The organism is Bacillus sp. 166amftsu (assembly GCF_900107445.1).
Classification (GTDB): domain Bacteria; phylum Bacillota; class Bacilli; order Bacillales; family Bacillaceae_G; genus Bacillus_A; species Bacillus_A arachidis.
The window spans coordinates 39,234-60,558 of the sequence record NZ_FNQA01000015.1; the positions used below are offsets into that span (position 1 = coordinate 39,234).

At 36.3% G+C, this 21,325-nt stretch carries 28 protein-coding genes and 1 pseudogene; 13 read left to right on the top strand and 16 right to left on the bottom strand.

The genetic code is table 11. The features are described from left to right. Positions 1–296 precede the first annotated feature (296 nt). The 5 genes from BLV40_RS22030 to BLV40_RS22050 form a co-directional block, all read right to left on the bottom strand. Positions 297–596 carry a DUF6080 domain-containing protein gene (locus BLV40_RS22030; protein ID WP_139265597.1) on the bottom strand — a complete coding sequence of 100 codons (300 nt, stop codon included), beginning with the start codon at positions 594–596 and terminating at the stop codon, positions 297–299. Between the two features lie 165 nt (positions 597–761). Beyond that, positions 762–1,034 carry a hypothetical protein gene (locus BLV40_RS22035; protein WP_090693906.1) on the bottom strand — a complete coding sequence of 91 codons (273 nt, stop codon included), beginning with the start codon at positions 1,032–1,034 and terminating at the stop codon, positions 762–764. 281 nt (positions 1,035–1,315) lie between these two features. Further along, the gene (locus tag BLV40_RS22040) at positions 1,316–1,942 is read right to left on the bottom strand and encodes a 3D domain-containing protein (protein WP_026594226.1); all 627 of its coding nucleotides are present in this window, start codon (positions 1,940–1,942) and stop codon (positions 1,316–1,318) included. Between the two features lie 85 nt (positions 1,943–2,027). Beyond that, positions 2,028–2,345 (bottom strand): YuiB family protein, encoded by a 318-nt coding sequence (locus BLV40_RS22045; protein ID WP_026594225.1) that lies wholly within the window; start codon positions 2,343–2,345, stop codon positions 2,028–2,030. A 15-nt stretch (positions 2,346–2,360) separates the two neighbouring features. After that, a complete protein-coding gene (locus BLV40_RS22050) occupies positions 2,361–2,855 on the bottom strand; it encodes an NUDIX domain-containing protein (protein ID WP_090693913.1) in 495 nt (164 codons plus the stop codon). A 259-nt stretch (positions 2,856–3,114) separates the two neighbouring features. Between BLV40_RS22050 and BLV40_RS22055 the strand changes: the two genes are divergently transcribed. Then, the gene (locus BLV40_RS22055) at positions 3,115–3,549 is read left to right on the top strand and encodes a DUF5391 family protein (RefSeq protein ID WP_090693917.1); all 435 of its coding nucleotides are present in this window, start codon (positions 3,115–3,117) and stop codon (positions 3,547–3,549) included. 74 nt (positions 3,550–3,623) lie between these two features. Here the strand turns inward: BLV40_RS22055 and BLV40_RS22060 are convergent, their stop codons facing one another. Next, positions 3,624–4,832: an NAD(P)/FAD-dependent oxidoreductase gene (locus BLV40_RS22060; RefSeq protein ID WP_026594222.1), complete on the bottom strand. Its 1,209-nt coding sequence runs from the start codon at positions 4,830–4,832 to the stop codon at positions 3,624–3,626. A gap of 469 nt (positions 4,833–5,301) precedes the next feature. Here BLV40_RS22060 and BLV40_RS22065 point away from each other — a divergent pair, with 469 nt between their 5' ends. From BLV40_RS22065 to BLV40_RS22080, 4 genes and pseudogenes are all read left to right on the top strand, one after another. Beyond that, positions 5,302–6,291, top strand: coding sequence for an NAD(P)/FAD-dependent oxidoreductase (locus BLV40_RS22065; RefSeq protein ID WP_090693920.1), 990 nt, complete (start codon positions 5,302–5,304; stop codon positions 6,289–6,291). 58 nt (positions 6,292–6,349) lie between these two features. Next, positions 6,350–6,720 (top strand): annotated as a pseudogene (locus BLV40_RS22070) (GyrI-like domain-containing protein); the annotation flags it as partial. A 178-nt stretch (positions 6,721–6,898) separates the two neighbouring features. Beyond that, positions 6,899–7,216, top strand: coding sequence for a magnetosome magnetite crystal formation protein family (locus BLV40_RS22075; protein ID WP_026594220.1), 318 nt, complete (start codon positions 6,899–6,901; stop codon positions 7,214–7,216). 229 nt (positions 7,217–7,445) lie between these two features. Then, positions 7,446–8,693, top strand: a complete 1,248-nt coding sequence (locus BLV40_RS22080; RefSeq protein ID WP_026594219.1) for an MFS transporter — start codon at positions 7,446–7,448, stop codon at positions 8,691–8,693. A gap of 17 nt (positions 8,694–8,710) precedes the next feature. Here the strand turns inward: BLV40_RS22080 and BLV40_RS22085 are convergent, their stop codons facing one another. Continuing rightward, complete coding sequence (locus BLV40_RS22085; RefSeq protein WP_090693923.1) at positions 8,711–9,592, bottom strand: helix-turn-helix domain-containing protein; 882 nt, start codon at positions 9,590–9,592, stop codon at positions 8,711–8,713. Positions 9,593–9,676: 84 nt separating this feature from the next. On the opposite strand from BLV40_RS22085, the gene BLV40_RS22090 reads away from it, so the two are divergent. Next, entirely contained in the window at positions 9,677–10,129 is a 453-nt protein-coding gene (locus tag BLV40_RS22090) for a 2-thiouracil desulfurase family protein (RefSeq protein WP_026594217.1), read from the top strand. A gap of 32 nt (positions 10,130–10,161) precedes the next feature. Here BLV40_RS22090 and BLV40_RS22095 read toward each other — a convergent pair whose 3' ends face one another. The 5 genes from BLV40_RS22095 to BLV40_RS22115 form a co-directional block, all read right to left on the bottom strand. Next, positions 10,162–10,515, bottom strand: coding sequence for a YxeA family protein (locus tag BLV40_RS22095; protein WP_090693927.1), 354 nt, complete (start codon positions 10,513–10,515; stop codon positions 10,162–10,164). Positions 10,516–10,709: 194 nt separating this feature from the next. Then, positions 10,710–10,859 (bottom strand): FbpB family small basic protein, encoded by a 150-nt coding sequence (locus tag BLV40_RS22100; RefSeq protein WP_170833692.1) that lies wholly within the window; start codon positions 10,857–10,859, stop codon positions 10,710–10,712. Between the two features lie 237 nt (positions 10,860–11,096). Further along, complete coding sequence (locus BLV40_RS22105; RefSeq protein WP_026594215.1) at positions 11,097–11,450, bottom strand: HesB/IscA family protein; 354 nt, start codon at positions 11,448–11,450, stop codon at positions 11,097–11,099. Between the two features lie 41 nt (positions 11,451–11,491). Further along, positions 11,492–12,358 (bottom strand): diaminopimelate epimerase, encoded by an 867-nt coding sequence (dapF, locus tag BLV40_RS22110; RefSeq protein WP_090693935.1) that lies wholly within the window; start codon positions 12,356–12,358, stop codon positions 11,492–11,494. A 466-nt stretch (positions 12,359–12,824) separates the two neighbouring features. After that, entirely contained in the window at positions 12,825–13,064 is a 240-nt protein-coding gene (locus BLV40_RS22115) for a YuzB family protein (protein WP_026594213.1), read from the bottom strand. 449 nt (positions 13,065–13,513) lie between these two features. Here BLV40_RS22115 and BLV40_RS22120 point away from each other — a divergent pair, with 449 nt between their 5' ends. The 5 genes from BLV40_RS22120 to BLV40_RS22140 all read left to right on the top strand — a co-directional run bounded on the left by BLV40_RS22120 (position 13,514) and on the right by BLV40_RS22140 (position 16,711). Beyond that, on the top strand, positions 13,514–14,584 hold the full coding sequence (locus tag BLV40_RS22120) for an NAD(P)/FAD-dependent oxidoreductase (protein ID WP_090693939.1): 1,071 nt from the start codon (positions 13,514–13,516) through the stop codon (positions 14,582–14,584). Between the two features lie 112 nt (positions 14,585–14,696). Then, complete coding sequence (locus BLV40_RS22125; protein ID WP_090693943.1) at positions 14,697–15,356, top strand: ABC transporter ATP-binding protein; 660 nt, start codon at positions 14,697–14,699, stop codon at positions 15,354–15,356. Further along, positions 15,340–16,128 (top strand): ABC transporter permease, encoded by a 789-nt coding sequence (gene fetB, locus BLV40_RS22130; RefSeq protein WP_090693946.1) that lies wholly within the window; start codon positions 15,340–15,342, stop codon positions 16,126–16,128. The genes BLV40_RS22125 and fetB overlap by 17 nt, the downstream gene beginning before the upstream one ends. 11 nt (positions 16,129–16,139) lie before the next feature. Then, positions 16,140–16,343 carry a zinc ribbon domain-containing protein gene (locus tag BLV40_RS22135; protein ID WP_051588622.1) on the top strand — a complete coding sequence of 68 codons (204 nt, stop codon included), beginning with the start codon at positions 16,140–16,142 and terminating at the stop codon, positions 16,341–16,343. A gap of 209 nt (positions 16,344–16,552) precedes the next feature. Next, the gene (locus BLV40_RS22140) at positions 16,553–16,711 is read left to right on the top strand and encodes a YqbF domain-containing protein (protein ID WP_081811128.1); all 159 of its coding nucleotides are present in this window, start codon (positions 16,553–16,555) and stop codon (positions 16,709–16,711) included. Positions 16,712–16,820: 109 nt separating this feature from the next. On the opposite strand, the gene BLV40_RS22145 is transcribed toward BLV40_RS22140, so the two are convergent. Both BLV40_RS22145 and BLV40_RS22150 read right to left on the bottom strand, forming a co-directional pair. Continuing rightward, positions 16,821–17,621 carry a nucleotidyltransferase domain-containing protein gene (locus BLV40_RS22145; protein WP_026594209.1) on the bottom strand — a complete coding sequence of 267 codons (801 nt, stop codon included), beginning with the start codon at positions 17,619–17,621 and terminating at the stop codon, positions 16,821–16,823. Positions 17,622–17,709: 88 nt separating this feature from the next. Beyond that, positions 17,710–18,018: a YuzD family protein gene (locus BLV40_RS22150; protein ID WP_090693949.1), complete on the bottom strand. Its 309-nt coding sequence runs from the start codon at positions 18,016–18,018 to the stop codon at positions 17,710–17,712. A 208-nt stretch (positions 18,019–18,226) separates the two neighbouring features. On the opposite strand from BLV40_RS22150, the gene BLV40_RS22155 reads away from it, so the two are divergent. Further along, positions 18,227–18,463, top strand: coding sequence for a NifU family protein (locus BLV40_RS22155; protein WP_000431179.1), 237 nt, complete (start codon positions 18,227–18,229; stop codon positions 18,461–18,463). 211 nt (positions 18,464–18,674) lie between these two features. Here BLV40_RS22155 and yutH read toward each other — a convergent pair whose 3' ends face one another. Further along, positions 18,675–19,676 carry a spore coat putative kinase YutH gene (gene yutH / locus BLV40_RS22160; RefSeq protein ID WP_026594207.1) on the bottom strand — a complete coding sequence of 334 codons (1,002 nt, stop codon included), beginning with the start codon at positions 19,674–19,676 and terminating at the stop codon, positions 18,675–18,677. Between the two features lie 119 nt (positions 19,677–19,795). Here yutH and BLV40_RS22165 point away from each other — a divergent pair, with 119 nt between their 5' ends. Further along, the gene (locus BLV40_RS22165; RefSeq protein ID WP_090693952.1) at positions 19,796–20,287 is read left to right on the top strand and encodes a phosphatidylglycerophosphatase A family protein; all 492 of its coding nucleotides are present in this window, start codon (positions 19,796–19,798) and stop codon (positions 20,285–20,287) included. Positions 20,288–20,675: 388 nt separating this feature from the next. Here the strand turns inward: BLV40_RS22165 and BLV40_RS22170 are convergent, their stop codons facing one another. Next, entirely contained in the window at positions 20,676–21,161 is a 486-nt protein-coding gene (locus BLV40_RS22170; protein ID WP_026594205.1) for a GNAT family N-acetyltransferase, read from the bottom strand. Between the last annotated feature and the right edge of the window lie 164 nt (positions 21,162–21,325).

Consider the following 21,325-nt stretch of genomic DNA (forward strand, 5'->3'; position numbering starts at 1 on the left):
CCCCCCTTCATTTACACCTCTAACACTATCTTAATGAAGAAATACAAATAATCCTTCCAAAACTTTCAACTACAGTCTCCAAAATAAAATAACGTTATATATAGTACTCAACACACTTAACAAAAAATATGGAATTATGATTCTCCTAAAATCACAAACTGATTACACAATGAAGTTTATGATTAGATGGAAAGCAAAAAAGAGTGCATACCTCTTGTAGACAGGCACTGCACTCTTTTTTATAAGAATTTCGTATCATCTAATTTAGTCAAACTAATTACATTAAACTGGGTGCTTTAATACTGCAAATTGATATAAATAATTTTATCTATATTATTTAAAGCAATTATTAATACAATTATACTTAACACCATAATTTTTAAACGATTTATTTTCTTAAATACATACGCTAAAAGTAGAGGTAATGTAAAAATAAAATGTGATCCATATATAAATGCTTCAGGCAATCCAAATCCGACAATTCCATGTAGTAAAACATTAAAACCTAAACATCCTGCCAAAAATAGGACAAAACGATTTTTAAATATATTGTTTACAATAGCCCATATTGCAGCGCCATATACAACTATAATCACAATCCACCCTCTTAACGGATGTGATGGTAACGCATTGAATTGAGAGAAATCTTGAAATGTTCGTAAAGGCGTTTCAGAAACATCACCCAAAATTAATGGTGATCCTAACAGTAAATGAATAAACATTCCAAATTTAGATCTTAAATACTCTTTTAGGAATTATTGTTAAAGAGTAAAACGGGTACTACCTCCTATCACTTCTTGCAAAGGCACTTGATTCACTAGCATAACCCCTATAAATGCCGCAACTACAAGAATGATAGGAATGAATGTCCAAATAAGTTTCCTCTTCGTTCCCTTATATCCCAAAAGACTCGCAATAAACCACATCGCTGAATTTGTTATTGTAACTCCAGCTGCAATGAAAGCAAAGATTACATTTAAGATATGAAAATTTTTAGTTGCTATTTTTTCTCTCATAATTACTGGATAGTACACAAAACAAATCGCAACTAAATTTACACTTTTCTATTTCTAAAAAATACTTTATTACCTTTTGAAAAATAATTAGAAAATTTTCATACAACTTGTTCAACCTAAAAAATCATATCATAATCTTTTCATGAAAAAAGAGGCTACAAAAAAATATACTGAGCCAACCTAGTAAACATATACAACAAATCAGTTTCATTCCAAACACAGTTGACAATACATTCCAAATAATAACCAATATATTTTCGAATAAAAAACAAAGGTAGTCTAGTGTTATTACCACTAGACTACCTTTGTTTTAAATATTGACCACGGAACACTTGCATCGTTTCGTCTTGATTTAACATCGTTAACTCTTCTTCTGTAAACTTACCTTTTCCCATTTTCACTACATATACATTTACTTTTTTCTTACCCCATTGACTATACACATCTTGAACCGTATCATAGTACAAATCGAGTCTATTTCCTTTTATAGCGCCACCTTTATCTGCTACCACACCATATCCATAGCCTGGTACAAAAAGGATGGTCCCAATCGGAAATACACGTAAATCAGCTGCAATTGTAGAATATATGTCCCTTTTAGCCTTTACACCTGAATATGTAATGCCATACTCTGGATGACCAGGGTTTTTACCGGTTGATTCTACACCTGACGTATAACCAGTTGCTGTCATTTCCATTACACGATATTTAGACCAGTCTTTCCCCTGTTCTAAAGCATTTATCACTTCTTTACTCGGAACAACTTGGTGCCCTCTTTCTGCTGCATGTACTTCTTTTACATTGCTTTCTTGATATGTTTTTACAAGCTCCAGTACAGACACTCCAGTGAACGCTTGCCATGTCACACATAATGCGACTACAAGTAAACAAGTCATCATAATGCGAATACCATATCGTTTTAACATTTTTATATTCCACACTCCTTCATCGTTCATCATTCCCTATACGATTAAGAAATATGCAGAAAAAAAATCTCCAGTAAACTGGAGATTAGAACATTTGATAACCACTTTTCCGAAGTTTCTTTATCACAACTCCTGATAAAATCGCCCCTATTAACCCTGTGGATAGAATAAAAAGATCGGCTTGTCCAAGATGCGAGACACTTGTTCCAAATGAGGAAAATGTTTCTTTCGGCTTTGAAAAGTAGTCCCAGACACTTGCTTTATTAATTATCAGCATACAAACAATTGGATAAATAATAACCATTACCCAAGTAGCACGTAAAATCATATTGAGTAAAAATCCAATTCCAAAGAAAAGTATAAAAAATAACATCATTGAAATAAGTAATACTGGAATACTCACTTTTTCCCACTCCTTCTATTTCTTATCTCCTGCCGTAAATACATGATAGGCTGTATATCCAAATTGATCTCCTGGATTTAATGTTGTATCCATCTTCAGAAGTGATTCTGTATGACCTTCCAGTAAATATCGAATTAATATAGAAGCATCTTGATTATATGCAATATCTTTTGGATGTAAAAATGCTACTTCAGACAATTCCTTTTCTTGTACAGTAATTTCTTCTCCTTCTGGTTCGAGTAAAAAAATAATCATATTATCGCTAATCTCATCACGAATAACTCCAGAACGAATTCCAATAACCCCTTTTATATGCGCCCGAATTCCTGTTTCTTCAAAAATTTCACGTTTAACAGCTTCATCAATTGTTTCTCCCTCATTTACAAAACCAGCCGGCAATGACCATTTTCCTTTTAGCCCCCCGTATTTTTTCTTAACGAAGAGCCAGCGACCATCTTTTGTAGTCACTAATCCACTTACTGCTAGCCAAACATTCCCACGCTTTCCCATGATGTAAAACCCCTTTCAGTCAAACGAACAGAATATTCATTCTTTTCTATGTATTATACTATATTTTTCAGTGAGAATAATATAATCTTCCCTTGTTCCTCAGTTACTACATTTCTTTCTACCCTTCTTTATTTCCATATATTTGATATAATGTGAATATAGGGTATTCTTTCCTCTGTAGAAAGACCTCGAATCCCTTCAAAATTCTGCTTTGAATATTACATCACACCTATTCATTACGAAAGGAGTAAAAAGTAAAATGAGAAATCTATCACAAAAGTCCAGGATTGTATTTGTAACATTAGTTTCCGCATTACTCTTCTGCTCTTTCTTAATTGTCACTTCACTTTCACCACTTGCTGATTTGGGACCTAATGCAAATAAATTTAACTCTCTAGGCATGTGGAAATCAATCGGCATGATTTTACTATTTTATATTGTACCTCTACTTCTTTATATAGGAGGAATACAGGCAATGCGATTCATCATGGCTTTTCTTTGCGGTATGGGGCTATTCATACATCTCGTGATACTTACAGTCGTATTTATTACAATGCGCGTAAGTGACTATAACGCCTCCTCTTTCTTAGGAGTCATCATGCTTTGCGTAGCAGTATCCATCACAAATGTAATTTGGTTTTTTGTTGCTTTTCGTTCAAAAAGAACTTCTACTTATACACTGAATGCACGATAGAAGTTTAAGAAAAGCTTGTATAACACAAAGAGCAGAAGCGACTCATAGCCGCTTCTGCTCTTTTCTACTATATATTAAAAGAACTTTAGTTTACCTTTTTTCAGAACTAATAAAGGTCCACCAAGTAAGAATAGGTAACGGTTATCGATTACTTTCTTCATGAAGGAAGCTTTCCATCCCGTTAACTTTTTCCCCATCACAACGCCCATTGCATCGTCATGTCCTAATGAACATACAGATCCTTTGTTATCGAAAACGAATTTCTTCATTTCGCCTTTATCACGAACTAGCACAGCTAAGTTGTGTGCAATGTTGTAACCTTGTTGAATTGCAATTTGTGCTGTCGGTGGATATGGACGGTTAATCTCTTCATTGATGATTAACGCTGCGTCACCAACCATGAATACATCTTCATGACCTGGAGCATGCATATACTCATCAACTTTTACACGTCCACGCATTGCTTCAAAGCCAGACTCTTCCACAATACCGTTACCGCGAACACCGGCAGCCCAAACAACAGTTTCAGATTTAAGTAACTCAGCATCATCACCGTTTGCAACTAGAATACCTTCTTCAGTTGCTTCTTTAATTGCTGTACCGATTCGGAATTCTACACCTTTTTTCTCTAATTGTTTTACCGCATACTCAACTAATTCTGGATCGAAACCAGGAAGCGCTGTTGGAGCAGCTTCTACACAGATAATACGTGCTTTTTCACGTGGAACATCATATTCTTTGCAAAGTTCAGGAATACGATTTGCAAGCTCACCTACATACTCGATACCTGTAAATCCTGCACCACCAACCACAATTGTTACTAGCTCATCACGTTTTTCTGTCGCATATTGAGAGAACTTGTATTCCATATGCTCACGAATTTGACGAGTCGCATTAATGTTAGTAATAGAGAATGCATGCTCTTTCAAACCTTTAATACCGAATGTTTCAGATTCAAAACCAAGGCCGATTACTAAGTAATCATATGTTAACTCACCATTTTTTAAGATAATGCGCTTTTCAGCAGCCTTAATTTCTACAACTGTATCTTGCACAAAGTTTACTTTGTTTGTATCAATAACGTCTTCAATATCGAGACGGATTTTATCATGGTGTAATGTACCAGCTGCACTTTCATGTAACCAAGTTGCTTGGTAGTGATAGCTGTTGTTGTTTACTAACGTAATTTCAGCTTCACTTACAGATAATGTTTTTTGCAGACGAACAGTCGTAATCATCCCGCCATAACCTGCACCTAAAACTACGATTTTTGGAGTTTTCACCGAATCACAACCCTTTTCTTTATATAATAAGTAATCAAAAATAAAATCAAAGTGCTAAACACTCAATTTGTCAAGAATGTGGAATTCCTCACATTCTCAAGCATAACAAAACGTATTCAAAAAATCGTACGAAATTTGTCATAAAAAATTAACATAATACTTTCCTATATTAGTCGGTTTTATTTCATAATTCAAGCGCCTAGAGAATTATCAATATTTTAAAATAACATAGCGTTTTCAAGGGTTTTTCAACCTTTTTTTCATGTATTTTCCTACTCGGTATATTTTATACATTTTCATCCTATCTATGCAGAAGCTTACATATAATTCAGTCATTTCTTGCAGTATTCTAAACTGAAATATGTTATCATTTTTATTGTAAATTGCAATATTGTTTGCAGGATTTCCGTATACATATGAACAATATATGGAATCAATATCTAAATTCCATCTATAGGGGGAATAAATAGTGACAGAAAATCAAAAAGTTTACGACATAACGATTATCGGTGGAGGTCCAACAGGATTATTCACAGCGTTTTATGGCGGCATGAGACAGGCAAGTGTAAAAATTATTGAAAGCTTACCGCAACTTGGAGGACAACTATCCGCACTATACCCTGAAAAATATATTTATGACGTAGCCGGATTCCCAAAAGTACGTGCGCAAGAACTTGTTGATAATTTAAAAGAACAAATGAAAAAGTTTGAGCCGACTATTTGCTTAGAAGAAGCAGTTGATACACTTGAAAAACAAGCCGATGGCGTATTTAAGCTTGTAACAAATAAAGCAACACACTATTCTAAATCTGTCATTATTACAGCTGGTAACGGAGCTTTCCAACCACGCCGTTTAGAATTAGAAGGAGTAGAAAAATTCGAGAAAAAAAACCTTCACTACTTCGTTGATGATATGAAAAAATTCACTGGGAAACGCGTCGTTGTATTTGGCGGCGGCGACTCTGCTGTAGACTGGACAATGATGTTAGAACCAATCGCTGAACAAGTAACAATCGTTCATCGTCGTGATAAATTCCGTGCTCATGAGCACAGCGTAGAAAGCTTAACGAACTCTCGGGCAGACGTAAAAACACCTTACGTTCCAATTGAACTAATTGGTGAAGACAAAATTGAACAAGTTGTTCTGCAACATGTGAAAACAGAAGAAAAGGTTGTTATTGACGTTGATGATGTCATCGTAAACTATGGTTTCGTTTCTTCTCTTGGTCCAATTAAAAACTGGGGCTTAGACATTCAAAAGAACAGCATCGTTGTAAACTCTAAAATGGAAACAAACATCTCTGGTATTTACGCAGCTGGTGACATCTGTACATATGAAGGAAAAGTAAAACTAATTGCATGTGGCTTTGGTGAAGCACCAACAGCGGTAAACAATGCCAAAGCTTACTTCGATCCAAATGCAAAACTGCAACCAATGCATAGTTCTAGTATGTTTTAATATATAAAGTGAAGCGGACTCCTTTCATACAGAAGGAGTCTTTTTGAATAAATTAACTCCTAGCCAACCTTCACAAGTAACACTAGCAGTGTATTCAAATTATGAGTCCGATGAAACCGGAGCATATAGATACACAATTGGCATGCCAGTTTCTTCGTTGGAAAATATCCCTAAAAATATAGTACCTCTTGCAATCCCTGCTTGTACATATGCGTTATTTACAACTCGAAAAGGTCCAATATCAAAAGTTATCGCAGAAGCATGGCAAGATATTTGGAACTGGTCAAAAGAAAACAACCGCGCTTTCACGATAGACTCTGAACGATACGGTGAACATCTATTGATCCAAATGATGCCCAAATTGATATTTATATTGCACTAGCTAAATTCATCGATTTACACTCTTTCCACAAAAAATGCAGCGAATAATCGCTGCGTTTTTTGCATGATTACACTACACTTTTATTATATCGGCGCCCTTATATACCCTATCTCATCAAATCTTACAAAACTGTCATGTTTTTGTAAGATAAAACGATAGTGCCTCACTCCATTTGCCTGCATACTAAACGTATAATAACAAACACTAGCTTATGAGGTGACCTACATGAACGGAAACAAATTATTATCCGCCTTTTCCTACTGGAGTATTTTCTTTGCACCGCTTCTTTTCCCAATCATCGTTTGGATTTTCGGTGACAGCGAGACGAAAGCTCATGCAAAAAAAGCTTTATGGACACATATTATTCCAAGTATTGCAGCCTTTATATCGATGATTGTATTAGGAATTATGGGACTTGGTTCCAATGAGCCCGATGTAACACTTGGTATCGGTGCTATTATCACTGTATGTATTTGCGGTATCATTAGCCTGTACTTCTTTATCTGGAATATCATAAAAGGAATCCAAGTTATGAAATCCTAACAAGAAAAACCATCAACTACTCCAAGGGAAGAGAACGTCTGATGGTTTTTTTATTTTCTACCGGAATCACATTCGCTTCTTCTTATCTTGCCTTAAAAAATCCACTGGGCAAATGTGCAATTATTGTCTACAATGAAAAAGTGCAGTATAGAAATATTAAAAACTGTATAAAACGATTGTTAATAGGATTTTATATCCATTCAAAATGGTTACATAGAAAGGAAGCAATATGGAGGAACTACAACAAAACAAACCTGCTCCAGCAGAAAGTGGAACACCTTTATTAAAAAATACAAACTTCCTATTCCTCTGGGCAGCTACTCTATTTTCAAGTTTTGCCTTAGCCTTTTTTACATTTTCTCAAACGTGGTACATAGCAAAAACATTAAATCTTGAGGCCTCACTAGGCGTTGTCTTTGTTGCGCTTAGCGTACCAAGGCTCGTCTTTATGATTGTTGGGGGAGCTGTCGCAGATAAATTCCCGAAAAAAAATATTATGTTTTACTCAAATATCGTTCGTGCACTTCTTGTCGCAACGATTTTAACTTGGTTTATCGTTGGTCATGTGACCTTATATACATTTGCTTTGTTTGCTTTGTTGTTCGGATTAGCTGATGCCTTCTTTTGGTCAGCAGACGGTTCCATTCTCCCTGAACTTGTAGAAAAGCATCGCTTAACACAGGCGAATTCACTTACACAAATGACGAACCAAGCATCAGTAATTTTAGGACCTGTACTTGGTGGGATTCTCATTAAGTTTAGTAATTATGAGACCATCTTTTCCATTACCATTCTGCTCCTCATTATTGCTGCTATACTCGTCCAAAAAATACAATTTACAGTACAAGAAAAAACAGATAAAGATAAAGGTATGTTTACATCTATTAAAGAAGGAATTTTATACGTAAAGGAATCGCCTTTTCTTTCAACATTTCTCATCTGTAGTGCCTTTTTAAATCTATTTTTAATCGGTCCAATGCAAGTTGGTTTCCCGCTATTTGTCAAAAACGTTCTTCATGGTGACTCGCTTCAATTTAGTTATTTAGAAGCTGCTGTTGGAGCAGGTATGGCAATCGGTGCCGTCATTGTTGGTCTTAAGAACATTAATCGTAGACGCGGCTTATTTTGTATCATTATGATGCTGTTATCTGGCGTTTTCTTCCTATCTATTAACTTCAGTACAGCACTTTGGCAAGCACTACTCGCAGGCGCCTTCTACGGTATTACAATTGCCATGGCCATCGTTCCATTAATGGCGATGATTCAATCTACCGTCAAAGAAGAAATGATGGGCCGTGTCATGAGCTTAATGATGCTTTCATCCATGGGCTTCATCCCGCTTTCCTATGCATTCACATCACTCGCACTTGCTGCTGGTATTCCGATTGTGACGATTATGAAAAGCGGCGCTATCGCAGTTATTATCTTCGTATTATTTGTTGCGATTCGCGTTCCTGTTGTACGAAAATTTGATTGATTAAGAGGAGTCATGTATTACACGCATGACTCTTTTTTGAATGGATCAAATAACGTCACCTTCGTGCTCCTTCTTATAGCCGCCCCCCATTCTAACTCAATATCTAAAAATAGATCTCGCATCGTACTATACAAAAGAGCCTTAACATCTTTCCGAATTTCCCCTAACTTATACGCTCTGACAACACTTTTCACACGCCAGATAAGCTTTCCCTGAATATCTTCATCAACAAGCAGCTGTTCCAAAAATACACCTTGCTCTAATAATCCGCTCTTTTTATAAGCCAGTTCTACTTTACTCCAAAGCACATTAATTGTTTGCGGATTCCGTGACATTGGTACAATCGCATGTACAAACTTAGCCGGAATATCATGACGACAATATGTCTCATCAAGCTCATACGTTGTTTTTTTCTTTTGTACTTCTTTAGAAGAGTTTTTAAAAAGAATCGTTTCCCTTTCTTCTCGCACCTCTTCCTTCTTACACCCATCTACATTTTCCGCATTTTCACATGCGGTCATTTTCATACGGCCATCCATGCGGTCAATGGCAGCTTTACGAAACACATACAAATTTGCACTATATCCCCCGCGCTTATGTCTCTCTTTCGTAGGGATCCTTTCAATAATCCCGAGTTCTTCTAATTTCGCAACAGAGCGACGCACCGTACGAATACTTTTTCCTATTTTAGTCGCAATTGTTTCCATTAACGGACAAGCGACTCCGACTGTTTTTTGTTTTTCATTAATTGCATATCTCCCTAACAAACGAATTACTAAAAAATCTGTTTTATTTATATCAGCTTGATAACGTACGAAAATTTGCTGCTGATATACATTGAATTCTTCTTTACTTTGAAATTCGCTATATGTTTTCATTAAGTTATAGAAAGTTCCCATTTTCATCACCCCATATATACATAGGTCCCATGAAGCAAAATGGGCGTTTTCAAAAAATTTTCTTAATGAACTGAGGTAGAAACCATGATTGTAATTAGTGCCTGTTTAGCTGGTATTGCTTGTCGTTACGACGGAAATGACAATCTAATCTCAAAAATAGAAGAGCTATTGCAGAAAGAAGAAACCGTTCTTGTCTGTCCAGAAGTATTAGGTGGATTACCAACGCCACGCCCCTCAGCAGAAATTATTGGTGGCAATGGTGATGATGTACTAGACGGCAAAGCAAAGGTGATAGATAAAGAGGGGAACGATGTAACAGAAGCCTTTGTCCAAGGCGCTTATAAAGCATTAAAAGAAATAAAAGATCTACATCCCGAATACATCATTTTAAAAGAACGTAGTCCGTCTTGCGGAAGCTCCACCATTTATACGGGCGAATTTAATGGAAACAAACAAGAGGGTTACGGTGTAACAACTGCATTGCTTCGAAGACATGGCTTTACAGTCATTTCAGAAGAAGATTTTGAAAATAAGTAAAGGAGCTGGCCCATACCCCAACTCCTTCTTCATTATTTCACACCTAATTTTTCTTTCACTTTTGCAGGCAGCTCGTCTTTTTTCACTTCTTCCCAAGCTGTCACACCTTTTTTATCGGAGTAGTATACACGTAGGAACGCTTCTTTGCGAAGATTTTTTTGTGCATTAAATTCCATTGTTTTTTCTTTACCCTCTTCATCAAATCCCGCTAATTTATATTGGTAATTTGTATATGGTGTACCATTATCAGATTTTCCCTTGTATTCTTTTCCATCAGCCGTAATTTGAACATAATACGTATCTTTTCCCATACGGTTTAAATCACAACCAACTAACAAGCTAGCAAATACAACTAAAATACTAAAAAGTGCAATATATCTTTTCATGTCTTTCACCTCATGTGTTTTTTATTATACTGCTATCATAATCCCTTTTCATTTAAGGAGAAATTCAAAAACGTGACATGAGCATTACACTTTTGTAAGATTACACACTAAAAAAACAAAAAAGAAGATAACCAACTACTGCACCTAGTCGATTATCTTCTTTTTTGTATATCAACGACGTTTTCGTATCTTAATTAGGAAGCCGATTTATTAATTGTATAACGTTGTTCAATACGTTGTTCAATTTTTTCCATCTCTTGTTTATCATTTAATATCTTTTGTTTATTTTCTTTTACCAATTCTTTAAACGATTTATGAAGTAATTTACAACGTTTGTTCGCCATAATCATTTCTCCTTATTGTCTGTGTAATCACAGATATAAAATAAAATTTTTCGATTACCATAAATTTTTTGTCTTTATTTGTCGAAAAATTATTCTTAATTCAAGAATACTATAACTTCCGAGTTTTTAAACCTATTTGTTTGAACATTATGTGAATTTAATAAAAACAATTATTTCACAACTAGTTTGTAAAATAATAAAAAATAACCTTCTCACTCATTTGTGAGAAGGTTATGATTAACACTCTTCTGGCTTACCAGCATTCGAAGCTGTACGGAAAGATGATCCACATCCACACGATGCGATTGCGTTCGGGTTATCGATTGTAAATCCACCGCCAAGCATCGATTGCTTATAGTCAATTTTTACTCCTTTAACAATCGGAGCACTTTCTTTATCAATAACAAATTCAACACCATAAAACTCAAGAACTGTGTCATCTTCATTTGGTTCTCTTTCAAATCCTAAGCCGTAAGAAAGACCACTACATCCACCGCCATGTACAGCAAGGCGAACGTATTTCTCTCCTTCTTCAGCATCTTTTAACATATCTTTAATTTGAAATGCCGCTTGTTCTGTTACATCAATCATGAAATCCACCTTCCTTTCATCTCTCGTTCTATTATACATCTTTACGCTTCTATCTTGTACTCATACACTCCGCGGCAAATTACTTCCGCTGGACCTTTCATCAAAACGTTCCCTTCTTCTGTCCAGGCAATCATTAAATCTCCGCCCGCTAAATGAACCGTAATTTCTTCACCACGCTTCATTTTTTCATTCAATACTGCTGCCACAACTGCTGCACATGCCCCTGTGCCACACGCCTGCGTCACACCTGATCCACGTTCCCAAACGCGGAAATTCATTTCATTTTCATTTACAACTTCAATGAATTCAACATTCACTCGTTCCGGGAACATCTCATGCGTCTCAAGTACTGGACCTAATGTTGTAAGTGGTGCTTCTTCCACATCATCAACGAAAATAACCGCATGCGGATTCCCCATCGAAACAGCAGTAAACGCATAGCGATGATTATTGTATAGGAAATCTTCACGAATAAACGGCGTTTCTCCCTCTCCAAGCATCGGTAACTCTGCACGAGTTAAACGAGGTGCTCCCATATCAATTTTAGCTAAGGTAACGATACCGTCTTCTACTGTCACTTCAGCCGTTACGATTCCGGCCAATGTTTCTATTGTAAAAACATTCTCCTCTACTAGTTTATGCTCATACGCATATTTCGCTACGCAGCGCAGTCCATTCCCGCAGCTTTTTCCTTCTGAGCCATCATTATTAAACATGCGCATTTTCACTTGTGCTACTTCTGATGGACAAATTAAAATCATTCCATCCGCACCAATTCCAGTGTTGATATTTGATACTTTTTCCGCTACAAGAGATAGTGCCTCTTCTGGAATTTGTTCTTCAAACATATTTACATATATATAACTATTCCCAAGACCATGCATTTTTGTAAAAGAAAATTGGTTCATCCTCATTCACTCCAAAAAAAATTTGTTGTTCTAAGTATAAAATGCATGCTTTTGGAACACAATAAGAACGTCCCCCGTTTCTCATATTTGACAACATTTTGATGGCTTTTATATAAGAGCCGTTCTTACACACATTGTGTAAGAAAAAAGCCCTTCTCGGAAAGGGCCTTTTTTTTATTCATACAAACATCCCTGCAATTGCAGCACTCAATAAATTAGCAAGTGTTCCAGCTCAGCTGCAATGACCTCTTCTGTCCAGGGTACACCAATGACAAAAGCAAGCAATGAAAACATGTAATCTAATATAAATTGCAGTAACACATCTGGAAAACCGAAAAGACCAGCGAGTACCTAAATAATATTTTTTCTGTCACCTCTAAAGTTCAAATTCTTTGTTAGCATTTCCTCTAAAAGAATTTTCACTCTGATGAAACAAATAAAATAGACGTTGCTCAAGTGCAACGCCTTAAAACATTGGGTTTTCATCTAAATAATCATATACATTCTTCACAAGCTCTTCTACCGTTGTCCCTTGTACAACTTCACCATTCACCAGTGCAAAAGGACCTTCAAAACAAATACCACAATACCCCAGACAACCATATTCCATGACATCTAAATTCGGATCTTTTTCTAATTTTTCTAACGCTGCTTGTGATCCACTCGCAAGGTTACCTACACAAAACTCGATTAATGGCTTAATCAAAACTATCCCCCCTGTACCTCAAAAAAATAAATCTATACTAAGAAAACTAAGCTGTTTCTTGTTGTTTCCATTACACCTACTACAATATTTCGTTGCTTCACTACTTCATTTCAAATCGAAAGATCTTCTCTATATCAATTCACTTGGATTTCCCAACATATAAATCACTGCTATGAAATCAGAAAAAGATCTCCACTCATTTCCCTCTTCTGGTTTCACCCGAAGGAAATGGCAGCTTCTATCGTTTTTTCTAACCTATCTGTTGTTTTTCCAACATACAAATCAAAACAGTTTGTCCACTTTTCTTCTTATTGTACAACAGAGTACACATTCATGCATTGTTATTTGTTCACAAATTCGATATAATTTGAGTGAGTAAAGTCAAAATATTTTTTCAATATATAATTGTATGATTAGGGGATATTTCAACAGAAAAGGGGTAATCCATCATGAAACACCTCGTATTACTGGGCGGTGGCTACGGTGGCATGAGAATTCTGCAACGGCTTCTTCCAAGCAATCAACTTCCAGATGATGTCCAAGTGACATTAATCGACAAAGTACCATACCACTGTTTTAAAACAGAATATTACGCATTAGTAGCGGGTACAATTTCAGAAACGCATATTCGCATTCCATTTCCTGAACACCCGCGTCTCAACATTCAATACGGCACTGTAACGAATGTTGACCTTGAAAACAAAGCCGTTCATCTTGATGGAGGCGAAGTTGTCGAATATGATGACTTAATTATTGGCCTTGGCTGCGAAGACAAATATCATAACGTACCAGGTGCGAAAGAATATACACATAGCCTTCAATCAATTGAACAAACTCGTAAAACGTACGAACAATTAAATGGTTTGGAACCGAATGCAACTGTCGCTGTTGTCGGTGCTGGTTTAAGCGGCGTTGAAGTTGCAAGTGAACTTCGGGAAAGTCGTTCTGATTTAAAGATCTACTTATTTGATAGAAAGGATCGCATTTTATTCCCGTTCCCAGAAAAATTAAGTAGATACGTAGAAGAGTGGTTCGTAAAGCATAATGTTACGATTATACGAAACTCTGACATTACGAAAGTAGAACCAAATGTTGTGTACAACCATGATGAACCGCTTAAATGCGATGCAATCGTATGGACAGCAGGTATTCAAGCAAACGAAGTTGTTCGAAACCTTCCAGTCGAGCAAGATAGTAGCGGGCGGGTTGTATTAACAAAATATCATAATATTCCGAACAATGAGCGTGTTTATGTTGTAGGAGATTGCGCTTCTCTTCCACATGCACCATCTGCACAACTTGCTGAAGGCCAAGGTGAACAAATTGTCCAAATATTATTAAAACGTTGGAACAATGAGCCACTTCCTGATGAACTACCTGTTATTAAATTAAAAGGCGTTCTCGGCTCTCTCGGTAAGAAACATGGATTTGGATTATTGGCAAATCAACCATTAATGGGCAGAGTGCCTAGACTTTTAAAGTCCGGTATTCTATGGATGTACAAACATCATAATGGCTAAACAGAAAAACAAGAGCGGGTCGCTCTTGTTTTTTCTATTTTTCTCCTTTTTTGATACGATATGAATATATAAAAACAAATTGAATTTATATAGAATCAGAAAGGAGAAAATTATGTTTTTATTAAAAGACGTAACATATAAAGACATCTTACATATTCCTTACTTAGAGATCCACAAAGAAAAAACCACCTGCATCATCGGTGAAAGTGGTAGCGGAAAAAGTACGTTACTTCGCCTGCTCAATGATCTACAATCACCAACAACTGGCGAAATTAAATATAACGGTACCCCCATTTCGTCTTATCCGCCTATTCAATTACGCCGTGAAGTCGTTATGCTAGGACAAACTCCTCCAATATTTGACGGAACAGTAAAAGATAATTTGTTAATAGGGCTTCGCTTTTCGGAGAAATCTTTACCACCTGATGAAGCACTACAAGAAGCTCTCGCAATTGTAAGCTTAGAAAAAGAGTTAACAGATATCGCTTCCTCATTATCCGGTGGTGAAAAACAAAGACTCTCCTTAGCTCGTGTTTTACTTATGGACCCGCCCGTTTATTTATTAGATGAGCCAACATCTGCATTAGATGCTGATACAGAAAAACGCGTCATGAAAAATTTCACTACAATTGCGAAACAAAAAAAGAAAACTGTTATCTTTATTACCCACTCACAACTACTTCCAGAAGAAATAGCAGACGACATTATTGAAATTAATAAAACAAAAGGTGCTATTAGAAGGGAAGTGCACGCATTTGAAGGGCGTTATTGAATTACAACTTTGGCAACTTGCTGCAGCATATATTTTCATTATCATTTTAATCGGCCTTGTAAAATTAAAAGGAATACCACGTGAAAAACAAATTACGATCGCTACATTCCGTATGACCATTCAACTTGTGCTTATTGCATACGTACTTACATACATATTTGAAAATAGTAATCCATTTTATACAATTGCTATTATTACTTCTATTACTACATTTGCTACTTTTAACATTTATAAGCGAGTTAATATCCCTATGTCAAAAGAGTTAAAACGTGTGGCCGCACTCTCAATGATTGCAGGATCAATCGGACCACTTTTATTATTTATCTTTGTCATCATTGGTCACGACCCTTGGTATGCTCCGCAATATATCGTTCCAATCGCTGGAATGCTCATTGGTAATGCCATGACCGGTGTGTCGCTCGGTGCAAATACATTCTTAAAAACTATAAAATCACAACGTGAGCAAATTGAAGGTGCACTGATGCTAGGAGCAACCCCAAAACAAGCAGCTACCCCACTTATAAGAGATGCTTTCGACTCAGCTATTTTGCCAACGATTAATTCTATGGTCGGAATGGGAATCATTAGTCTCCCAGGTATGATGACAGGACAAATTTTATCAGGAATTTCACCGTTTACCGCCATTCAATATCAAATTGTGATTATACTTGGTATTTCCGGAAGTACAGCTTTTTCTGTCATTATCTTTTTACAACTTGGGTATAAAACATTTTTTAATAGGCGGTGTCAGTTAAAAAAGATGGAATCTTAGAGGCGAATTTCATGAAGAAACATAAGAACTGTCAAAGCTGTGGCATGCCATTTTCAAAAGATGAAAATGGTGGCGGTACAGAAAAAAATGGCGAAAAAAGTACAACGTATTGCAGTCATTGCTATGAAAATGAAAAATTCGCCCTTCCGCATATTACAGTAGGCGAGATGAAACAGCTTGTTGAAAATAAATTAGAGCGATGGAAAAATAGTTAATATAAAAGAGTTCACATCTTATTGTGAACTCTTTTATATTAACTATCTCCTTATTGATTACAGTGTTTATTTTCATATTTGCATATTTCCATTCTTCATACTTCTATTTAAAATCCCTGATTAACATTCCAAGTATTTTAAACCAATTTATGGATATTATAAGTAATGAATCTTTAAATTTGTATCGTTCTATAATGGAGGTATATATAATGTATTACGTTAAATTAATTCAAGGACAATCATTCTACGCGTTTGATCATCGCTTCTTATTAGATCAAGAAGAGCAAGTTACACAAAGAATTTTTAAATACTTGTGCAAAAATGAGTTTTTTGAAGTACGTAAAGACGAGGATACTTCCACAGCATAATAATGAGTAGCTAAGTAGTGTATAACTTCATCTACAAACCGACCTCTATAGTAACTACTACAGAGGTCTTACTATTTTATATCCGCACCATCTTAATTTTTGAAATAAACTACCCTTCCCACTTCTTCCGACATTCCTCTATCCCACTAAGCAAATACTTCTTCGTCATATCTGCCCGCTTCCAAATGGAAATCGTTCGTTTCTTTCCCTTATTATGACGTATCCGCTCTACCTCTTGTAGCAAAGGCATCCATTTATCAGTGGACGATTTCATCATATATTGTAATCCTTCATCTTTTGAAACAATTGTTTTATGCTCTAACGTATACAAAATACGGCCCATCGTTACAACGGCTGATTCTACCCATTCTTCAATTAAAAACAAATATGTACGTGATGCCTTTTCACCCCAGTATTGCTCTACGTTATATTTCATTGTTTCTACAACCCTATTCCATGAGACCTCAAACGGAAGTTCACTTGCTTCTTCTCCAGTCACAGTAATTCCATGGTTCTTTAACGTCCACCACGTCACAGCATTCACATCCCAGTGACCTACGTTAACTTTCCCATCAGCACAATAGACATACTGCTCTATCTCTTGATTATTCTTTCCTAAATCAGCAAGCGGGATATACATACCGTCCATCCGTCCTCCGAGCTTATTTTTACTCAATTTTTTATGTAAATCACTTATTTGCAACTTCTCAAATTCACTGACTGTCTCCCTCGTTACTGTTACAAAATCAACATCACTCGTCCCCAAATGAAATGCACCTAGAGCGATTGAACCGTATACGTACACCCCAATTAATTTTTCATTTAAGAAAATATCTTGTAATCCCATCACATATTGCTCCATTAGACTCGTTACTTCCTCTGGCAACTCCTGTTTCACTACACCCTTCACATGCATCCTCCTTAATAAAATTACCTTTAATAACTATTTTTTCCATACAGATATATAAGAAAAGCCTTTGCAACCACAAAGGCTTTTCTTATATATATTTCTCAATTTCTTCGTATACGTCCTTCAAACGAGGATTTCCTTCTCCAACGATTTCACCGTTTACAAGAACAACCGGATAAAATAAATCCTCTTCAATTACCCGCTCTACAAAAGCTTGCTTCTCAGCATCATCTTGCTCTTCTTGAATATCAACGTATTCAAACTTAAATTTATCATCTTGTCCTTCATATTTACGACCAATTGCCGCTTGTAGCCATTCAAATGTTTCAGTCGAAGATGGCATTCCAACGCAGCTCGCACAAATTACTTTTGCCCCATATACTTGAACATTTACCATTCTTTCTCCCCCACTTCTCTGTTCTAACAGTACGCCGAGATGACTTACCTTATAAACACATCTCTTTACAAGCTCATTTCTCATCCCCTATACTGAAAAAACACGTTGTAAACATGATACAATATTTTGACATTAAAACAAGAACAGAAAAAATAGATTTTCCCCTGTATCTTGATTATAATAAAATGGATGAAAGGAGTCGATAAAAATGGAAAACCCAAATATGCAAGAACAAGTATTAGAAGTATTAGATAAATTACGCCCGTTCTTACTTCGTGATGGCGGTGACGTTGAATTAGTAGATATTGAAGAAGGTATTGTAAAACTACGCCTTATGGGTGCATGCGGTAGCTGCCCAAGTTCTACAATCACATTAAAAGCTGGTATCGAACGCGCACTACTTGAAGAAGTACCAGGCGTTATCGAAGTAGAACAAGTATTTTAATCTAAAAGCGGATGCGGCTTGCTTAGAATGTGAGGGGGATGGAGCTTCTGACATAGAGGCGTTTTTGGCCTCGTCGGAAGAAGCGAAGCCACCGAACATTCTAGCCGCTGGAGCGGGATAATCTAAAAGCGGATGCGGCTTGCTTAGAATCGCTGAAACTAAATATCCATAAAAAAGAGACCACCATTGGTCTCTTTTTTATAAATTCCTATTAGGACAACCAATCCAACTTTCTAATCCCGAGCTTCTCAACAGGCAAACGGAGGAATTCATAAAAATGCTTCATAAATTGCTCTGAACGGTTCACATCGTGTAAAATGTCTTCTAAGCGATCTCGGTACATATTTTTTTGTTCTTCATTTCCTGTCAGATAGTACTGTTCCACCGTTTCAAAGTAATGAAGTGGAAAGAGAAGGCGCGCAAATAGTAGGCGCCAGCCAAAAGAAGAGAGGGCATAGTTTTTCTCATAATCCGATACAAACTGGAAAATTGTTTGTTCCCAATCTTTCTTCTTTTCCGTGAATACGTATCGAATCCATTCCGCTAAATCCCTGCTTGGATGATCATATACCCAATCGATGGGGATTTTTAATTTATTGGTTTGCTGCCATAATAAAGGGGTAAAGCGTTCTTGGCAGATCGTTGCTGCGTCGGCAAGCTGAGGTGTATCATCTATTTCTGTATCTACAACATATTGAATTGCATTTTCAGCAACGCCTAAATAATATGGGAAAGACTCGATAAATAGTTGATCAAATACATCTGACGGCTGATTCATAAGTTGTGATTGCCAAAATCGCTCTAATTGATCGAGCCTTTTTTCCCATAATGACTTCCATTCACCAATGCGACTTAATTGTTCTATTTCTTCTGGAAAAAAGGCGCCTCGTTTATGAAATAAAGAAAGCTCGTTACCTAACGAAGTAGCATGTCGATCAAGCAAACGCATACCTTTTAATAAACAGTAATTTTTTTCTTCTATCTCACTTACATAGTAACCGTGCACCGTCGGAACGAAGGTTGCAACAGTAATATCCCCTTGCTGGTTCATATAATCGCTTAATTTTTTCATTTCAACAAGTACATCTTCCTCCATATCCCCAATTGGAAGAAGTACATAAATTTTATTACGAATCCAAAAGCTTTTATAGGGGCCAAGAGGGATTAATTCTTTGACATGCATTTGATAATGCTCATAAATATGCTGAATCATCATAGTCGCCACCTATGGTTTTTCTATATATATATGAGCTTGTGCTCGCCTTTCATTCCTATGCACATGATAAAGCAGTAAAACGTATACAAATAATAAAAAGAAAAAAAGGTGATAACATGAAAGAATCGAATCAACTACAAGAAAGAGCATTACAACTACTACAGGAACGTGGTGTAACAATCGATGATATTGCGGAGCTTGTTCATTTTCTTCAAAAGAAATACCATCCAAATTTAGAAATGTCAGAATGTCGTTACAATGTAGAACGTGTATTATCCAAGCGTGAAGTACAAAATGCGCTCATTACAGGAATCGAGTTAGACGTTCTTACCGAAAAAGGAATGTTGAGCGAACCATTACAAGACATTGTAAAGCGTGATGAAGGTTTATACGGAGTGGATGAAGTAATCGCCCTTTCCATTGTAAACGTGTACGGCTCTATCGGTTTCACAAACTTTGGATATATCGATAAATTAAAACCAGGTATTTTAGAATACTTAAATGATAAATCATCTGGAAAAGTTCATACATTCCTTGATGATATTGTAGGTGCTATCGCTGCAGCCGCGTCTAGTCGTTTGGCGCATCGTGCCGAGCATGCAGAATAAGGTAAAACCCTAAAAATAAGAACCCACCCCTTTACACAAAGAGGTGGGTTCTTTCATTTACATAAATTGCAATCCTATATACAATTTATGTAAAATATTTCCGAACGTTCACACAGGGGTGTTCTGATGTTTAAAAAGCAAATCTTTTCTTGGCTTTTTCTACTTTTCGCACTGGTTGCCTCCGTCACATTCTTTCTATGTCTCACATGAACACAGCGCCTTACACCTTCACTAGAAGGCACTATTATGACAAATAGTATCTTATCTATCATTTTAGCACTCATTAGATAAAAAGGGTTGGTTCGTACAATAAGTGGAACATGCTCTCTTACATTATTTTTTTCGGTTATGTTATACGCTTAATTTGGACAGGGTCATAACACATTTGTTAACAACGGCATTCATCTAAATCATACTCCATGAGCAGGAACTCTCTCCCCCTGCTCATAAACAAAACATTCTTTTGAAACCCAACGTTCTCATACAATGTAATCGCCCTCTTATTAAAAGCAGCAACGCTTAAACGAATTCTTTTGGGCTGGAACGCTTTTAAAGCAAATTGGAAACCAACTTTCAAGAAAGATTTTCCCATTCCCTGTCCCGTTAGATGTGGCTTCATGCCAAGCCCAATGTCTACAGTATCCTCACCTATATATAACTTCGCATCCCTTCCCCCTGGTACTTGCGCATTTTCTCCAAAACAAAAGTAACCTATCAATTCCCCATATTCATTACAGCAGCCATAATATGTTCCATCTAATAGTTCTTCTATTGTCTCTTCACTTCCTGAAAAATTATATAACGAATACGGTTCTTCATACTGCCATGTATTGATTTCTTTTGCTTCTTCTCCTGTTAGTTTGTGGATATTCATCTTCTTTCTTCATTCCTTTCTAAAAAACTCCTTACTAACAAAGTTCTACATAAATCCTGAAATTCACCTTCCATTTTCGAAAAGTTTGTAAATTTTCAAAATACAAAATTGGAAATCTTTTGTTAGCGTGTTACGATTAAAGTAATTATTCTAAATGAGGTGGA

What these genes read in the sequence shown, in the direction of transcription:
- BLV40_RS22080 (WP_026594219.1), top strand. Translation starts at nt 7,446, where the DNA reads ATGGAGGAACTACAACAAAACAAACCTGCTCCAGCAGAAAGTGGAACA.
- BLV40_RS22165 (WP_090693952.1), top strand. Translation starts at nt 19,796, where the DNA reads ATGAAAGAATCGAATCAACTACAAGAAAGAGCATTACAACTACTACAG.
- BLV40_RS22095 (WP_090693927.1), bottom strand. Translation starts at nt 10,515, where the DNA reads ATGAAAAGATATATTGCACTTTTTAGTATTTTAGTTGTATTTGCTAGC.
- BLV40_RS22125 (WP_090693943.1), top strand. Translation starts at nt 14,697, where the DNA reads ATGTTTTTATTAAAAGACGTAACATATAAAGACATCTTACATATTCCT.
- BLV40_RS22105 (WP_026594215.1), bottom strand. Translation starts at nt 11,450, where the DNA reads ATGATTGATGTAACAGAACAAGCGGCATTTCAAATTAAAGATATGTTA.
- BLV40_RS22155 (WP_000431179.1), top strand. Translation starts at nt 18,227, where the DNA reads ATGGAAAACCCAAATATGCAAGAACAAGTATTAGAAGTATTAGATAAA.
- BLV40_RS22050 (WP_090693913.1), bottom strand. Translation starts at nt 2,855, where the DNA reads ATGGGAAAGCGTGGGAATGTTTGGCTAGCAGTAAGTGGATTAGTGACT.
- BLV40_RS22055 (WP_090693917.1), top strand. Translation starts at nt 3,115, where the DNA reads ATGAGAAATCTATCACAAAAGTCCAGGATTGTATTTGTAACATTAGTT.
- BLV40_RS22140 (WP_081811128.1), top strand. Translation starts at nt 16,553, where the DNA reads ATGTATTACGTTAAATTAATTCAAGGACAATCATTCTACGCGTTTGAT.
- BLV40_RS22090 (WP_026594217.1), top strand. Translation starts at nt 9,677, where the DNA reads ATGATTGTAATTAGTGCCTGTTTAGCTGGTATTGCTTGTCGTTACGAC.
- BLV40_RS22085 (WP_090693923.1), bottom strand. Translation starts at nt 9,592, where the DNA reads ATGGGAACTTTCTATAACTTAATGAAAACATATAGCGAATTTCAAAGT.
- BLV40_RS22170 (WP_026594205.1), bottom strand. Translation starts at nt 21,161, where the DNA reads ATGAATATCCACAAACTAACAGGAGAAGAAGCAAAAGAAATCAATACA.
- BLV40_RS22135 (WP_051588622.1), top strand. Translation starts at nt 16,140, where the DNA reads ATGAAGAAACATAAGAACTGTCAAAGCTGTGGCATGCCATTTTCAAAA.
- BLV40_RS22100 (WP_170833692.1), bottom strand. Translation starts at nt 10,859, where the DNA reads ATGGCGAACAAACGTTGTAAATTACTTCATAAATCGTTTAAAGAATTG.
- dapF (WP_090693935.1), bottom strand. Translation starts at nt 12,358, where the DNA reads ATGAACCAATTTTCTTTTACAAAAATGCATGGTCTTGGGAATAGTTAT.
- BLV40_RS22040 (WP_026594226.1), bottom strand. Translation starts at nt 1,942, where the DNA reads ATGTTAAAACGATATGGTATTCGCATTATGATGACTTGTTTACTTGTA.
- BLV40_RS22150 (WP_090693949.1), bottom strand. Translation starts at nt 18,018, where the DNA reads ATGGTAAATGTTCAAGTATATGGGGCAAAAGTAATTTGTGCGAGCTGC.
- BLV40_RS22075 (WP_026594220.1), top strand. Translation starts at nt 6,899, where the DNA reads ATGAACGGAAACAAATTATTATCCGCCTTTTCCTACTGGAGTATTTTC.
- yutH (WP_026594207.1), bottom strand. Translation starts at nt 19,676, where the DNA reads ATGATTCAGCATATTTATGAGCATTATCAAATGCATGTCAAAGAATTA.
- BLV40_RS22120 (WP_090693939.1), top strand. Translation starts at nt 13,514, where the DNA reads ATGAAACACCTCGTATTACTGGGCGGTGGCTACGGTGGCATGAGAATT.